The sequence below is a fragment of the Streptomyces sp. NBC_00637 genome (assembly GCF_045161545.1).
Classification (GTDB): domain Bacteria; phylum Actinomycetota; class Actinomycetes; order Streptomycetales; family Streptomycetaceae; genus Streptomyces.
On the sequence record NZ_CP109046.1, the window covers coordinates 1,051,121 to 1,065,654 of the forward strand.

The window sequence follows — 14,534 nt, forward strand, 5'->3', positions numbered from 1 at the left end:
CCGTCGGTCGCGTGGTGGTTCACGTCGTCGTTCTCGTGGGTCACCCGGCCATCCTCGCGGGTGACCCACGTGCCCCCGCAACCGAGTTGTCCGATCAGCCCGTCGCGTCCACCAGGGCCAGATCGTGCAGCCGGTCCGGCGGGCCCGGGCGGGCGTAGTACCAGCCCTGGGCCGTGTCGCAGCCCAGTATCCGCAGCTGCTCGGCCTGCGCGCCGGTCTCGACGCCCTCCACCGTGACCGCGAGATCCAGGCTGTGGGCGAGCGAGACGATCCCCTCGACGATCTTGAGGTCGACGGGGTCCGCCGGGAACTGCTGCATGCCCTGGGTGAAGGAACGGTCCAGCTTGAGCACGCTCACCGGGAGGCGCCGCAGGTTGGCGAGGTTGGAGTAGCCGGTGCCGAAGTCGTCGAGGGCGATGTCGACGCCCATCTCGGCGAGCCGGCGCAACGGCTTGAGCAGGTCGTCGTCGGCGCCGATCAGAGCGGACTCCGTCACCTCCAGGCACAGCGCCTCCGGCGCGACACCCGCGCGTTCCAGGATGTCGACGGTGTCCTGCACCAGACCGGGATGGGTGAGCTGGCACGGGGAGAGGTTGACGTTGATCCGGAGGGGATTCGTGTCGCCGTTGCGGTCCCGCCACTCCCCGGCCTGGCGGACCGACTCCTCCAGGACCCAGCGGCCCAGCGGCACGATCAGCCCGGTGTGCTCGGCGAGCGGGATGAACCGGTCGGGGCCGAGTACCCCGTGCTGCGGATGCAGCCAGCGCACCAGCGCCTCCGCACCGCGCACACTGCCGTCGCCGAGGTGGACCAGCGGCTGGTACTCGATGAAGAACTCGCCGCGGTCGAGGGCCGCCGGGAGCGCGGTGGTCAGCCCGTGGCGGGTGATGGCGCGGGCGTCGGCCTCCGGGTCGGCGAGCTCGAAGCGGTTGCCGCCCGCCGACTTGGCCCGGTACATCGTGATGTCGGCGCTGCGCAGCACCTCCGCCGCGCTGCGCTCCCCCGCGGGGCCCTCGACGATGCCGATGCTGCCGCGCACGGTCAGCTCCCGGCCGTCGATGCGCACCGGCGCGATCAGGGCGTTCATGATGCGCGCGGCCAACTCGTCGACCTCGCCGCGGGTGTCGGGGCCGGTGGTCAGCGCCACGAACTCGTCGCCGCCGAGGCGCGCGACCATCTCACCGGGCGCGGTGGCGCAGGACTGGAGCCGGTCGGCGACCTCGACGAGCAGCCGGTCGCCGGCCGCGTGTCCCAGACTGTCGTTGATGGTCTTGAAGCCGTCCAGGTCGAGGTAGCACAGCCCGAAGCGCTGTCCCTCGCCGGCGCCGAGCGCCTTCTCCAGGCGTTCGAAGAACAGGGTGCGGTTGGGCAGACCGGTGAGCGCGTCGTGGGTGGCCTCGTAGCGCAGCCGGAGGTTGAGCAGCCGACGCTCGGTGGTGTCCTCCATCAGGGCCAGCGAGTACTGCGGTTCGCCGTCCGCGTCACGCAGCAGGGAGACCGTCAGGTTGGTCCACAGGGCGGTTCCGTCGGGGCGGCTGAACGCCTTCTCCGTGTGGTAGTGCTCCCGTTCGCCGCGGACCAGTTCGTCGTACAGCTTCCAGGTCTGGGGCGCGTCCTCGGGGTGGGTCAGATCCTGGACCCTGCGGTTGCGCAGGGTCTGCTCCGAGCCGCCGAACATGCGCAGCAGCGCTCCGTTGACCTGGAGGACGTTGCCTTCCAGGTCGGCGATGCCGATTCCTATCGCGGCGCCCTCGAACACCGCGCGGAAGCGGGCCTCGCTCGCGTGCAGCGCCTGCGCGACCACACCCTGGGCCCGCAACGCGGCCTGCGCGATGGCCTCCTGTTCGGCGAGCGTGCGCTCGCGCAGGGCCTGCGCGTAACCGGCCGCCATGGCGTGCTGGAGCCTGGAGGCGCGGGCGCGCAGATCCTCCTGGGGGCCGTTCTCGCCGCAGTAGAGCACCAGATAGGCGTCGACACAGTCGAGGGAGCGGCTGAGTGCCTCGGGGTCGGTGCAGTGCGCGTCGACGAGGGCGGCGCCGACCGCCTTGCCCGTGCCGGCGTCGAAGGCCCGCTCCAGCAGTGCCTCGCGCAACCGGCGGGCCAGCGGCAGGAATTGTTCTTCCAGTTCGGTGCGGGTCAGCGACGTCGAGGTCACCGGGAACACGGCCCGGCTCCAGATCGTCGCGAACCGCCGCAGTCTGTCCTCCGGCCCGTCCGGCTCGGCGGTCACGCCCTACGCCCCACGCCGGCGAAACCGGAGAGGGCCCAGGGGTCCTCGTCCTCCGGCGCCGTGTCCGGCCGCCAGTGCGGCATCGGCACCAGTCCGGGTTCCACCATGTCGTACCCCTCGAAGAACCGCGCGATCTCGTCACGCGAGCGCATGATCAGCGGATTGCGGATGTCCTTGTACACGTCCAACGCGCCACCGGCCCGTTCCGGCGGCAGTGGGATTCCCTCGTACGAGGCGTGGGTGAGCAGGAGCAGACTGCCGGGGGCGAGCGCGGCGGTGAGTTCGGCCACGGCCGCGAACGGGTCGTCCGCGTCCTCCACGAAATGCAGCACGGCGACGAGCAGCAGCGCCACCGGCCGCTCCAGGTCGATCAGTCGCTCCACCTGCGGGCTGCCCAGGATCTCCCGCGGCTTGCGCAGATCGGCGGCCACGACATCGGCGTCGGTGTTGCCGGCGAGCACCGCCTGGCTGTGCGCGACGGCCACCGGGTCGTGGTCGACGTAGACCACGCGCGCCCCGGGGCTCACCGCCTGGGCGACCTCGTGCACGTTGCCGAAGGTGGGGATGCCGGAGCCGATGTCGAGGAACTGGGTGACACCCTCGTCGGCCGCGTACCGCACGGCGCGGCGCATGAACGCCCGGTTCGCCTGGCTGATCTTCGGAAGTCCCGGCATGAACTCCATGGCCTTGCGGGCCGCCTGCCGGTCGACCTCGAAGTTGTGCGAGCCGCCCAGGTAGTGGTCGTAGATCCGCGAGACGCTGGGCACCGAGATGTCGATGCTCCGAGGGGCCCAGGCGGGTCGCTCCATCTATCTCTCCAAGGCGTAGGCGATCCGGTGTTCGAGCTGAGGCTACTGATCGCCCGCCAAAGGGGCGAGTGGAAACGGAAATTGACCGTCCGTTCCCGGTCACTGCCTGCGGCACGTGCCGAATCGACGCCCCCCGCGGGGCTGCTTGAGGTGCCCGGGTCGTTCCGGAGAGTTCCGGAAGGTTCCGGAACTCCTCGCAGGGCGGCGAAAGTCTACGCACAGGAAGCGGCGGGCGGACAAGAGCGCGGACGGGCGGAACGGACAAGCACAACGGTCCGCCCCCTCCGTGCGGCGCGGAGGGGGCGGACCAACGGTCGTGCGCGATGGGGCAGCTGCGGGATCAGCCCTGGGGAGGTGATCCTTACTGCGCCGGCGCTCCGACCAGCTTTCCGTTCGGCGCGACGGCGTACCAAGTGCCGCCCACGCCCTGGCCGTTGATGTCGCCGGGCGACTTGTCACCGGAGAAGGTGTAGATCGGCGAGCAGTTGATCGTCTGCTGCTTGGTGCCGTCGGACCGGGTGAAGTTCATGTAGCCCTTCTCCTGGATGCCCTCGGTCTCGTTGAACGCGACGGGGGCGACGGCCGGCCACTTCTCGAGGCAGGCGCCGTTGCAGTTCGACACCGGCTCGGGCCAGGCCTTGTCCTTCAGGAAGCGGTAGACCGTCATGCCGTTCTTGTCGACGACGATCTCGCCGAGGTTGGCGTCCTTGCGGACGGACAGCCCGGCCAGCTCGGTGCCGGACTCGGAGGAGGATCCGGAGGCCTTGGCCTTCTTGCCCTCGGGGGTGAGCGCGAACCACTTGTTGCCCACGCCCTGACCGGTGGTGTCGCCGGCCTTGGCGTCCTTGGCGTAGTAGTAGGCGGGCCAGCCGGCGACCGTCAGCTGCTTGGTGCCGTCGGTCCGGGTGACCTCGCCGAGCAGCGACTTGTCGATGCCGTCGCCTGCGGAGATGTCATCGGCGGAGACCGGCGGCCAGGCGGTCGCGCAGTCGCCGTCACAGTTCGACTTCGGGGGTTCGGCGGTGTCCGCGTCGAAGCGGTAGAGAGTCTTGCCGGTACCGTCGGTGAGGATCTTGCCGAGGTTGCCGTTCGCGGCGATGGCCAGCTCGCCGGCGCCCTGCGCGTCCGTCCCTCCGGCCGCGCCGGCGCTCGCGGTGGAGCCGACGCCGCTGCCGACGCCGGTGCCCACACCGACACCCGCGATGCCACCGGCCGGAGCCGTGGCCCCGACGTTCTGGCTCGACGACGTGCCGCTCTCAGAACCGCACGCCGTCGTCAGCGCCAGCACGGCCACAGCACTCGCCGCAAGTGAGGCGCTCCGCCAGGTGGTCTTCATCGTCAACAACTCCCCGATCGTCACAAGGTGTTGCGGCGCCCTGCTGCGCCACCGCACGGTACTGAGTACGCATGGTGACGGTCGTTGTGTTCAAACACGGCACAAAATTCTTTCCGCGACCTGTGACAGCGGCCGTGACCGGCCGCCCGGATCGCACACGCGCACGGCCTGCCGCATGCGCGAACGCACCGCCCGGCAAACCTGTTGGCGCGGACTTCCCCCGTTCGGGGCAATCCCCACCCGGCGTGGGCGTGTGCCGCTGCGAGACGCCGCATGATCTCGGTCGTGCATGGACCCGAACCGACCCGATCCGCCCTCGTCACCAGGACCCTGGCCCTGGTGACCGCGGCCTGGATCCTCGCGGCCGCCCCGGCCGGGGTGGCCGCGGCCGACGCGTGCGCGTACGCCTCGACCGGCCCGGACGGCACCGAGGCGGTGGCGGTCGCGGGGAGTCACTCCCACTCCTGGCCCACTCCGCCGGTGTGCCCGGAACCGACGCCGACACCGACGCCCACCCCGACCCCCACCCCGCCGAAGCCGAAGCCACCACCCGAGCCGAAGCCGAGCCCCACCCCGAAGCCGACCCCGACCCCGAAACCCCCACCCCCACCGCCACCGCCTCCCGCGCCCAGGCCGCCGGCGCCCGAGCCGCGCCCCGCACCTCCCCGGCCCTCGCCGCCCCGGCCCGCGGCACCGCCACCCCGGCCCGCCCCGCCGGCTCCCGCCCCCGAGCCGGCACCGGTTCCGAAGCCCGAACCCACGCCCACGCCACGCCCGTCCGCGAGCCCGGTGAGCTACCCGGCGTACCACGCCTCGCCGCGGCAGCGGGTGGTCCGCGGGGGTCAGTCGCCGGTCACCTACGTCCTGCTCATCACCGTGCCCGCGGTGATCGCCGTCGCCGCGCTGCGGCCGCGCTAGCGCCGACCCTGGAGGCATCTCTTGCCGGAATGGCTTGTTCTCACCCTCGCGATGCTCGCCGCCTGCGCGGTGGTGGTCGCCATCACCCTCCTACGGCACCGCAGGGCGCCCGAGGACGAGGACCCCTCCGAGACCCCGGACGTCATCGAGTACATGACGATGTGGATCGGCGTGGTGTACGCCATCGTCCTGGGCCTGGCCATCGCGGGCGTCTGGGAGGCGCGCAGTGTCGCCCAGGACCACGTCCAGGCGGAGGCGCAGGCGCTCCACGAGATCTCGGAGCGGGTACGCGTCTACCCGGCCGACGCCCGTGACCGTATTCGGGAGGATGTCAACGCCTATGTCGGACACGTCGTCACCGTCGAGTGGAAGTCGATGGCCGATGACGGCGAGGTGACGAAGCGCGGCGACGAACTCCTCCGGCAGGTCCGGACGGACGTCACCGACTACGAGCCGGCGTCCGACTTCCAGGCGCAGGCCTACCAGCCGCTGCTCGACCAGATGGCCGCCGCGGACCAGGCACGCAACGCCCGCGCCGAGTCGACCGGGGCGACCATGCCGGGCGTGGTCTGGTTCGGGCTGCTGGCCGGGGCGGCCATCACCATCGGCATGGTCTTCGCGCTGCAGATCCGGCGTACGCTCCGCGAACTGGTACTGGCCGGGCTGTTCTCCGCGCTCATCGCCTTCCTGCTCTTCCTCATCTGGGACTTCGACGCGCCCTACAGCCGGGGCGTGACGGCGTCGGCGGAGCCGTTCCTCCATCTGTTCCCCGCCGTCGCGGGCTGACGTCCGCTCACCCGGCGCTCCCGCGACGGGGGACGGCCGCCACGCCGCCGCCGTCCCCCGATTGCGGGAACGGTGTCCCCTGAGCGGCCCACACGCCTGCCCCATTCGCGCTACTGCGCGCGCGGGGGCGCACACATGTTCCTAGCGTTTCGGTCATCGAGGTGCATTCGACACGCGAGCGGACAAAGGTCCGCGGCTGCTCCTCGGGGACCGGAGGATCCACCATGCGCGCGATACGCGTCGCTTCGGCCGCACTGCTGGGCGTCACCGCCCTCACCCTCTCCGCACCGGTGGCCGTCGCGAGCGACGACGACAACCACTACGTCATGTCCAACGGCTACAGCGTGCTGCCCTCGACGATCGCCGCGGGCGGACAGGTCGCCCTTCAGGTGGACCGCAACGCCAGTGGCTGCCGAAGCTCCGTGACGGTCTCCTCCGGCGTGTTCGACGCCGTCGTCATCCCCAGGGGATCCTCGTCCGCGGTGGTCGCGGTCGACCGGGACGCCAGGGCCGGCGCAACGTACCGGGTGACGTTCGCCTGCGGCGGCATCAGCGCCGTCAAGGAGTTGACGATCGCGGGCGGCCGCTTCGATCCCACCCCGGCGCCCTATCCGGTGCCGCGCGGCGTGCACGCCGGTGAGGGCGGCACCGTCGCCGGGTTCGACCTCCAGGAGATCGGGCTGGGCGCCGCGCTCATCGTGGGCTCGGTCGGCGCCGCGTACTGGTTCGCACGGCGCCGCGCCGGCGAGGACGCCGGCTGACGGCTCACCGCCGACGACCCGCGCCACGCACAGGCCTTCGCCCCGGATCCCAGCGGATCCGGGGCGAAGGCCTGCGTCACGTGCGACGTGCGGTCCCCTGCGGGGCGGACCTCAGACGCGGCGCTCGGCGCGGCGGCGCATCCAGAACAGGCCGCCCCCGACCAGGGCCGCCGCCACGAGACCGCCGCCGATGGCCATGTCGGTCGGGGTGGCGCCCGTGGTGGTGCTGCCGCCGAGACCGCCGCGGACACCGCCGATGACGGTGAAGGCGGCCGGGCGGGTCAGGGTCCGCCCGGAGCAGTTGACGGTGATGTCGTAGGTGCCGGGCCGCGCGTTCTCGTTGATGGTCGCCGTGCCCTTGGCCGTCTGGTTGGCGCCGTTGATCGGCGTCAGGTTGGCCTGCGGGAACGCCGCCGAGGTCATGGTGCCGCCGCTGGGGCAGCCGTCGACGGTGACCGTCATCTGGCCGCCCCGGGCGATGACGGCGGGCAGGGCCACGATGTTGCTGGGGTTGGCGCCCATGCCGTCGCGCGCGACGGCGGCCGGGGCGGTGACGCCGAGAGAGGCGACCGCGGCGGCCGAGACCACCGAGGCCGCCAGAACACGAGTGATGCGCATGTGATCCTCCGCGGAAGGCGCCCCGGGGCCCGTCCCCGGCATGTCGGCGAGAAAGCACCTCCCGAAATGACCCTCAGATGCCGTGCACGCGCCCGCATTTCGGGAATGGTCCGTCCTGGTGAGAGGACACGCCGAGTGAAATGCACACAATCGGATATTGCCGCAGGTCACGGACCGTCAGAAAATTCCTGGCGTCGGCAACTCGGATGGCGCACGGAAAGACGTGGGGGCCACCCGTTCGCCGCCGCCCCGTCGCCGGTTCCCGTCCGGGGACTTAGCGTTCTCGTATGCGCGAAGGGACGCGGTGACGGCCGCGTCGAAAGGGGATGGCGAATGTCTGCGTACGAGCTGTCCGAGGTGGCGGAAGAAGAGGAGCGGCGGCGAAAGCGCGCGCCATGGGGCGTGATAGCGCTTGTTCTGCTGACCGGTCTCGCGCTCATCCGGAACGGGTCGGGGGAGTTCGACATCGGCCCGCCGCAGCCCGCCTCGGCGGCGGCCGCCGACGGCCGTGTCGCCGGTGCCTTCGGCCGGACCCCCGCCCCGCTGCCGTACGCCGTGCCGGACCGGGTCCGGATCCCCGCCATCCGGGTGGACGCGCCGGTCACCTCGGTCGGCCTGGACGCGGACGGCTGGGTCGGCGCGCCGCCGCCGGAGGACCCGAATCTGGCCGGCTGGTTCACCGGTGGCGTCTCGCCCGGCGAGAAGGGGACCGCGGTCGTCGTCGGTCATGTCGACAACAAGCTGGGACCCGCCGTCTTCTACGGTCTCGGTGCCCTGAAGAAGGGAAATCGCGTCGAGGTGTCGCGGGCGGACGGCAAGACGGCGGTCTTCGAGATCTACGGCATCGAGGTCTTCGAGAAGAACAATTTCCCCGGCGACCGTGTCTACGCCTCCAAGGGATCCCCCGAATTGCGGGTCATCACCTGTGGCGGCGGCTTTTCCAAGGCGAACGGATACGACGGGAACGTCGTCGCCTTCGCCCGCCTGGCCGAGGTCCGCTGAGCGGTTCCCGGCCGGGCGGGCGGGGGCCGGTGTCAGGTGTACTGCCGGTGCGGGACGGTGATGTGGTAGCCGGAGTCCAGCAGCTGCGGCAGATAGGTGCGCAGCGCCCGCACGCTCTGCGAGCGGTCGCCCCCGGCGTCGTGTGAGAGCACCACCACGCCGGGGGCGGCACCCTTCTCCACCCGCTCGACGATGGTCCCGGTGCCGGGGGCGGTCCAGTCGAGGGTGTCGACCGTCCAGGCGAGCGGCTCCATGCCCAGTTCGGCGCCGAACTGGAAGGCGGCCCGGTTCCAGGCTCCGTAGGGGGCGCGGAACCAGCGGGGCCGCTCACCGTAGCCCTCCTCGATGACGTCGCTGGTGCGGGACATCTCGGAGTGGATCTGACGGCGGGTGAGGCCGGTCAGCAGGGGGTGGGACCAGGTGTGGTTGCCGACGATGTGGCCCTCGTCGGCCATCCGTCCCAGCAGATCCTGGTTGTAGGAGGCCATCTCCCCGCACACGAAGAACATCGCGCGCACGTCGTAGTGGGCCAGCGTGTCGAGGATGCCGGGCGTGTAGCGGGGGTCGGGTCCGTCGTCGAAGGTCAGCACCATGGTGCGGCCGCGGCCGGTCATCCTCAGCAGCGGTTCGTGGCGCACCGGGGTGCGGCCGGGGGCGGTGCGCGGGGGTCCGTAGCCGGTCAGCGGCTGGAGTCGGTAGGCGGAGGGCTTCAGTGGCAGGCTCTGTGCCGGGGCGCCCGCGGCGGGGGTGGCGGCCCGCGGCGGCCCGTCCTCGCCCCACAGGAACACTCCGGCCGTGCCGGCCGCTCCGACGGCGGCGGCGCCGGCGAGCAACGCCCGGCGGCGCGTGAACAACTGATCCTTCTTCATGCAGTCATCAGTCGCCCGGGCGGCACCCGACGCACCACGACGACACCGGACCGGCGGCATGATTCCACCCGGCCGGCGCAGTCCCGATCGGTCCGAACAGTTGAAGTGACCCGGATCAGCGGTGTCGTACCAGCGGGAACGGCAGGGTCTCGCGGATCGTGAGGCCGGTGAGGAACATGACCAGGCGGTCGACGCCGATGCCGAGACCGCCGCTCGGCGGCATCGCGTACTCGAGGGCGTCGAGGAAGTCCTCGTCGAGCTCCATCGCCTCGGGGTCTCCGCCCGCGGCGAGCAGGGACTGCTCGGCGAGGCGCCGGCGTTGTTCGACCGGGTCGGTCAACTCGGAGTAAGCGGTGCCCAGTTCGGTGCCGAAGGCGACGAGGTCCCAGCGCTCGGCGAGCCGCGGGTCGACGCGGTGCTGCCGGGTGAGCGGGGAGACGTCGGTGGGGAAGTCCTTGTAGAAGGTCGGGAGTCGCGTCTTCTCCTCGACCAGGCGTTCGTACATCTCCAGGACGACGTCGCCCGTGCCGTCGTCCGGGGTGTACGGCACTCCGGCGCGGTCGCAGTGCCGCTTCAGGACCGCCAGAGGGGTGTCGGCGTCGATCTGCTCGCCGAGCGCCTCGGAGATCGCACCGTGGACCGTGCGCACCGGCCACTCCCCCGAGATGTCGTACTCCCGTCCGTCCTTGCGGGCGACCGGCGAGCCGAAGGCGGCCGTGGCCGCGCCCTGGATCAGCTCGCGCACCAGGTCGAGCATCACGTCGTAGTCGGCGTACGCCTGGTAGGCCTCCAGCATCGTGAACTCGGGGTTGTGCTTGTAGGAGACGCCCTCGTTGCGGAAGGTACGGCCCATCTCGAAGACCTTCTCCAGGCCGCCGACGCAGAGCCGCTTGAGGTACAGCTCGGGGGCGATGCGCAGATAGAGGTCGAGGTCGTAGGCGTTGATGTGGGTGGTGAAGGGGCGGGCGTTGGCGCCGCCGTGGATCCGCTGGAGCATCGGGGTCTCGACCTCGAGGTAGCCGCGCTCCAACAGCCCTTGGCGCAGGGCCTGTACGGCGTGGGACCGGGCACGGACGACATCGCGGGCGGCGGGGCTCGCGACCAGGTCGAGGTAGCGCATGCGGACCTTGGCCTCGGGGTCGGTGAGTCCGCGTCGCTTGTCGGGCAGGGGGCGCAGGCACTTGGCGGTGAGCTGCCAGGAGGCGACGAACACGGTGGGCTCGCCCTTGTCGCTCGTTCCGGCGGTGCCCGTGAGGACGATGTGGTCGCCGAGGTCGGTATCGGGCCTGAAGGAGCCGAGCGCTTCCTCGGTGAGGGCGAGTTGGTGGTCGCCCGACCAGTCGCGCAGCGTCACGAAGACGATGCCGCCGAAGTCGCGTACGCGCATGATCCGGCCGGCGACGGTGACCGTCTCCCCCGGGCGGATGTCGGCGAGGGTGTGGGTGCGCGGCGGGACGCCGACCGGATAGGGGTCGATCCCCTCGGCGCGCAGCCGGTCGAGCGTGCGGTGCCGGACACGGACCTGTTCGGGCAGCCCGGCGTCCGGACCGGTGTCCTCTGCCTCGGCCTCCAAGTCGGGGCCGGGGCCGGGTACCGCCGTCGGCGGCAGGCCCTCGGTGGTGACGGGGCGCGGCGCGCCCTTCGCATTCCGGTTGCCCCAGAGCTTGCGCAGCGACGGTACGGAGACGAAGCCCTCGGCGATCCCGGAGGCGAGGCCCACCCGGGCGAGGGAGCCGGCGTCGGCGTAGCAGAGGAAGCGGGGGTACCACTCGGGGCGGTACTTGGCGTTGGAGCGGTAGAGGGCCTCCAGCTGCCACCACTTGGAGAAGAACAGCAGCAGCCGGCGCCACAGCCGCAGGACCGGTCCGGCGCCGATGCGGGCGCCCTCCTCGAAGGCCGAGCGGAAGACGGCGAAGTTGAGGGAGATCCGGCGCACGCCGAGCTTCGGAGCGGCGGCGCACAGCTCGGCGACCATGAACTCCATGACGCCGTTGGGTGCGGAGCGGTCGCGGCGCATGAGGTCCAGGGAGATGCCGTCCCGGCCCCAGGGGACGAAGGAGAGCAGGGCGAGGAGCCGGCCGTCGGCGTCCAGTGCCTCCACGAGGAGGCAGTCGCCGTCGGCGGGGTCGCCGAGGCGGTCCAGGGCCATGGAGAAGCCGCGTTCGGTCTCGGTGTCGCGCCAGGCGTCGGCGCGGCGCAGGATCTCCTCCATCTCCTGGTCGGTGAGGGCGCGGTGGCGGCGGACCCGGCAGCCGGCGCCGGTGCGCCGCACCCGGTTCACGGCCTGCCGGGTGACCCGCATCTCGCGGCCGCCGAGTTCGAAGGAGGCGACCGGCAGGATCGCCTCGTCGCCGAGCTGGAGGGCGCCGAGGCCGGCGCGGGCGAAGGCCTTGGCGCCGTCCTCGGAGGCGCCCATGACCGCGGGCGCCCAGGCGTGCAGGCGGGCGGCGTCCAGCCAGGCGGCGATGGCGTGCGGCCAGGCCTCCCGGTCGCCGACCGGGTCACCGCTGGCGAGGCAGACCCCGGCCTCGACGCGGTAGGTGACGGCGGCCTTGCCGCTGGGTGAGAAGACGACGGCCTTGTCGCGCCGGGTGGCGAAGTAGCCAAGGGAGTCCTGCTCGCCGTAGGCCTTGAGCAGGGCCCGGACGCGGGATTCGTCGTCGCCGTGCAGGGCCGCTTCCAGCCGCTGCGAGCGGAACAGGGTGGCGGCGGCGTTCAGGAGGGCGAGGGCCCCGAAGAGGCCGAGGAGGAAGAAGAGGGGGCGGGGCGGGCGGCCGTCGAAGGAGCGGGTGGAGACCAGGCCGCCGAGGACGCGGTTGGCGGCCCAGCCGAAGCGCTGGCTCTCCGGCAGGGTGCCCGGGAACAGTTCCACCAGGCCCCAGCCCACGAGGATCGCCAGGACCAGCCCGACGAGCAGCACGGCGAGCGCCCGCCGGACCGCCGCGCGGCGGGAGGCGGCGTAGAACTCGCCGCGGGCGACGACCAAGAGGACAAGCGCGAGCGCGCACACCACCAGGGAGGGGACGGACTGCCCGTACAGGCCCACGGCCACGCCGAGGAGATCGGTGAGGACGAGCAGGCCGAGGTAGACGACGACCAGCCACCAGGCGACCTTCTTGCGGGCGGCGGTGGCGGCGGCCAGCAGGAAGAGGAAGACCGCGTAGGCCAGGTTGGCGCTGACCGGGACGATCAGCAGGTCCAGGAAGCGGACGACCGGGCGCAGCAGGGGGCGCAGCGGCGGGATCAGGGCCAGCAGGACGCAGAGCAGGCCGAGGGCGCCGAAGAAGGCGGCGAAGCCTTCGGGCACCCGGCCGAGGAAGCGGCCGGCGGGCCGCCGTGCCCGGCCCGGGGTGTCCTCGGCCGTGGCGGTCCGCACGGTGGCACTCATGTTCCGACTGTAGGAACACCCGGGCCGGACCGCCCGTCGAGCGGCCCGCGCACCGGCCGGACCTGGGGCTTCCGATAGCCTCTGGCCCGTGACGGAACAGCACTCGCAGCAGCCCGCGCACCGGTTCGAGCGGGGCACGGACGGACCCAAGGTCATCCTCGTCGGGGTGGACGGCTCCGAACCCTCGCTCCGGGCCGCGGCCTACGCCGGCGGCCTGGCCCGCCGGCAGCACGCGCTGCTCGCGGTGGTGTACGTGCAGCCGGTGCTGGCGGCGGGTGCGGCGCTCGGGGTGCCGGTCGCGGAGACGACCGACGAGATCGCCCGGGACCTGGTCGCACAGATCCGGGAGGCCACCGAGCGCACCCGGGGGATATTCGACGTGCGCTGGGAGTTCCACACCTTCCTCGGCGACCCCTACGGCGGCCTGGTGAAGGCGGCGGACCAGCTCAAGGCGGACGCGGTGGTGGTGGGCGCCTCCGAACAGGCCGGCCATCGGATCGTGGGGTCCGTCGCGGTGCGGCTGGTGAAGGCAGGACGGTGGCCGGTGACGGTGGTGCCGTGACCCCGGCCACCCGGTGAGCGCCTACCCGCGGCTCACTCCCCCGTCACCAGTCCGTCCTTGGCCGCGCCCCGGCCGAGCACGACCTGTCTGATCCGGTCGCGTACCCCCTCGACGTCCGCCCCCTGGGCGAGGGCCTTGTCGAGGTCGACGACCCGGCCGGCGTCGATGTCGAACAGCTGCGGCACGAACTCGGCCTTGCGCACCTCCCAGCGGGCGCCGGGCCGGGCGGGCGGGGCGAAGGTGAAACGGGCGACGGTGGACTGGTTGCCGCGCGCGTCCTGGACGCCCTGGTGGTTGAACATCTCGCCCGCGATCTGGTCGCCGAGCCCGTAGACGACCCAGGTGCCGTTGACCTTCTCGTAGGCCTGGGGGACGTGGGCGTGCGTCCCGAGGATCAGGTCGATGTCGGGGCGGCCGGCCGTGCGGGAGGCGGTGAGGGTACGGGCGAGGGTGAGCTGGCGGTCGTCCGGGGCGTCCTGCCATTCGGTGCCCCAGTGCACGGAGACGACGACCACGTCGGCGCCCGCCTTCCGGGCGGCCTTGGCGTCGGCGAGGATCCGGTTCTCGTCGAGGAGGTTGACGGTCCAGGGCTGACCCTGCGGGACGGGGTGCCCGTTGGTGTCGTAGGTGTAGGCGAGGTGGGCCACCTTCGCCGGGCCCGCGCGCAGGAGCGTGACCGAGTTGCCCTCGGCCTCGGTGCGGGCGGTGCCCGCGTGCCGTACGCCGGCGGCGTCGAGCGCGTCGAGGGTGCGCCGCACGCCGGGGGCGCCATCGTCGAGGCTGTGGTTGGAGGCGGTGGAGCAGCCGTCGTAGCCGGTGGCGGCGACCGCCTGGGCGATCTCCGGCGGGGACCTGAAGTCCGGGTAGCCGGTGTAGACGCCGTTCGCGCCGTACACGGTCTCCATGTGACACAGCGCCAGATCGGCGCCGGAGACGACGGGTTTGATGCCGGCGAGCATCGGACGGAAGTCGTAGCCGGCGCCCCCGGCGTCGAAGCGGGCGCGGTCGATGACGGTGGTGTGCGGGAGGATGTCGCCGGAGGCGACGAGCGTGAAGCCGCGGGCGGCGGCCGGCGCCGGGCGGCCGGGCCGCTCGGTCGGCCCGTGGTCCCGGGCCTGGCAGGCGGCGGCCGAGGTGAGAAGGGCCGTCAGGGCCAGGGCCACCTGGTGTCTGCGGGCGATCACCGGTTCACCCCACTTCCCATGCTTTGTCATATTTACGCATGTATCAGTACTAATCCATCGGGGGCCGTCGT

General features: G+C 72.1%; 12 protein-coding genes. 5 read left to right on the forward strand and 7 right to left on the reverse strand.

Annotated elements, in window-relative coordinates:
• Nucleotides 1–94: 94 nt before the first annotated feature.
• From OG440_RS04540 to OG440_RS04550, 3 genes are all read right to left on the reverse strand, one after another.
• Entirely contained in the window at nucleotides 95–2,230 is a 2,136-nt protein-coding gene (locus OG440_RS04540; RefSeq protein ID WP_406005524.1) for a putative bifunctional diguanylate cyclase/phosphodiesterase, read from the reverse strand.
• Nucleotides 2,227–3,039: an SAM-dependent methyltransferase gene (locus tag OG440_RS04545; protein WP_406005525.1), complete on the reverse strand. Its 813-nt coding sequence runs from the start codon at nucleotides 3,037–3,039 to the stop codon at nucleotides 2,227–2,229. Before OG440_RS04545 ends, OG440_RS04540 begins: the two co-directional genes overlap by 4 nt.
• 361 nt (nucleotides 3,040–3,400) lie before the next feature.
• Entirely contained in the window at nucleotides 3,401–4,375 is a 975-nt protein-coding gene (locus OG440_RS04550; protein WP_406005526.1) for an SCO0930 family lipoprotein, read from the reverse strand.
• Between the two features lie 285 nt (nucleotides 4,376–4,660).
• Between OG440_RS04550 and OG440_RS04555 the strand changes: the two genes are divergently transcribed.
• The 3 genes from OG440_RS04555 (at nucleotide 4,661) to OG440_RS04565 (ending at nucleotide 6,840) form a co-directional block, all read left to right on the forward strand.
• The gene (locus OG440_RS04555; protein ID WP_406005527.1) at nucleotides 4,661–5,293 is read left to right on the forward strand and encodes a hypothetical protein; all 633 of its coding nucleotides are present in this window, start codon (nucleotides 4,661–4,663) and stop codon (nucleotides 5,291–5,293) included.
• Between the two features lie 21 nt (nucleotides 5,294–5,314).
• Complete coding sequence (locus OG440_RS04560) at nucleotides 5,315–6,079, forward strand: hypothetical protein (protein ID WP_406005528.1); 765 nt, start codon at nucleotides 5,315–5,317, stop codon at nucleotides 6,077–6,079.
• Between the two features lie 224 nt (nucleotides 6,080–6,303).
• On the forward strand, nucleotides 6,304–6,840 hold the full coding sequence (locus tag OG440_RS04565) for a hypothetical protein (RefSeq protein WP_406005529.1): 537 nt from the start codon (nucleotides 6,304–6,306) through the stop codon (nucleotides 6,838–6,840).
• Nucleotides 6,841–6,951: 111 nt separating this feature from the next.
• On the opposite strand, the gene OG440_RS04570 is transcribed toward OG440_RS04565, so the two are convergent.
• Nucleotides 6,952–7,458, reverse strand: a complete 507-nt coding sequence (locus OG440_RS04570; protein WP_406005530.1) for a hypothetical protein — start codon at nucleotides 7,456–7,458, stop codon at nucleotides 6,952–6,954.
• Between the two features lie 333 nt (nucleotides 7,459–7,791).
• Between OG440_RS04570 and OG440_RS04575 the strand changes: the two genes are divergently transcribed.
• Nucleotides 7,792–8,460, forward strand: coding sequence for a class F sortase (locus OG440_RS04575; protein ID WP_406005531.1), 669 nt, complete (start codon nucleotides 7,792–7,794; stop codon nucleotides 8,458–8,460).
• 32 nt (nucleotides 8,461–8,492) lie between these two features.
• Here OG440_RS04575 and OG440_RS04580 read toward each other — a convergent pair whose 3' ends face one another.
• Complete coding sequence (locus tag OG440_RS04580) at nucleotides 8,493–9,329, reverse strand: polysaccharide deacetylase family protein (protein WP_406005532.1); 837 nt, start codon at nucleotides 9,327–9,329, stop codon at nucleotides 8,493–8,495.
• A 115-nt stretch (nucleotides 9,330–9,444) separates the two neighbouring features.
• Nucleotides 9,445–12,717: a bifunctional lysylphosphatidylglycerol synthetase/lysine--tRNA ligase LysX gene (gene lysX, locus OG440_RS04585; protein ID WP_406005533.1), complete on the reverse strand. Its 3,273-nt coding sequence runs from the start codon at nucleotides 12,715–12,717 to the stop codon at nucleotides 9,445–9,447.
• 88 nt (nucleotides 12,718–12,805) lie between these two features.
• On the opposite strand from lysX, the gene OG440_RS04590 reads away from it, so the two are divergent.
• Nucleotides 12,806–13,279, forward strand: a complete 474-nt coding sequence (locus tag OG440_RS04590) for a universal stress protein (RefSeq protein WP_406005534.1) — start codon at nucleotides 12,806–12,808, stop codon at nucleotides 13,277–13,279.
• Nucleotides 13,280–13,311: 32 nt separating this feature from the next.
• Here OG440_RS04590 and OG440_RS04595 read toward each other — a convergent pair whose 3' ends face one another.
• Complete coding sequence (locus OG440_RS04595) at nucleotides 13,312–14,463, reverse strand: CapA family protein (RefSeq protein ID WP_406011251.1); 1,152 nt, start codon at nucleotides 14,461–14,463, stop codon at nucleotides 13,312–13,314.
• Nucleotides 14,464–14,534 lie beyond the last annotated feature (71 nt).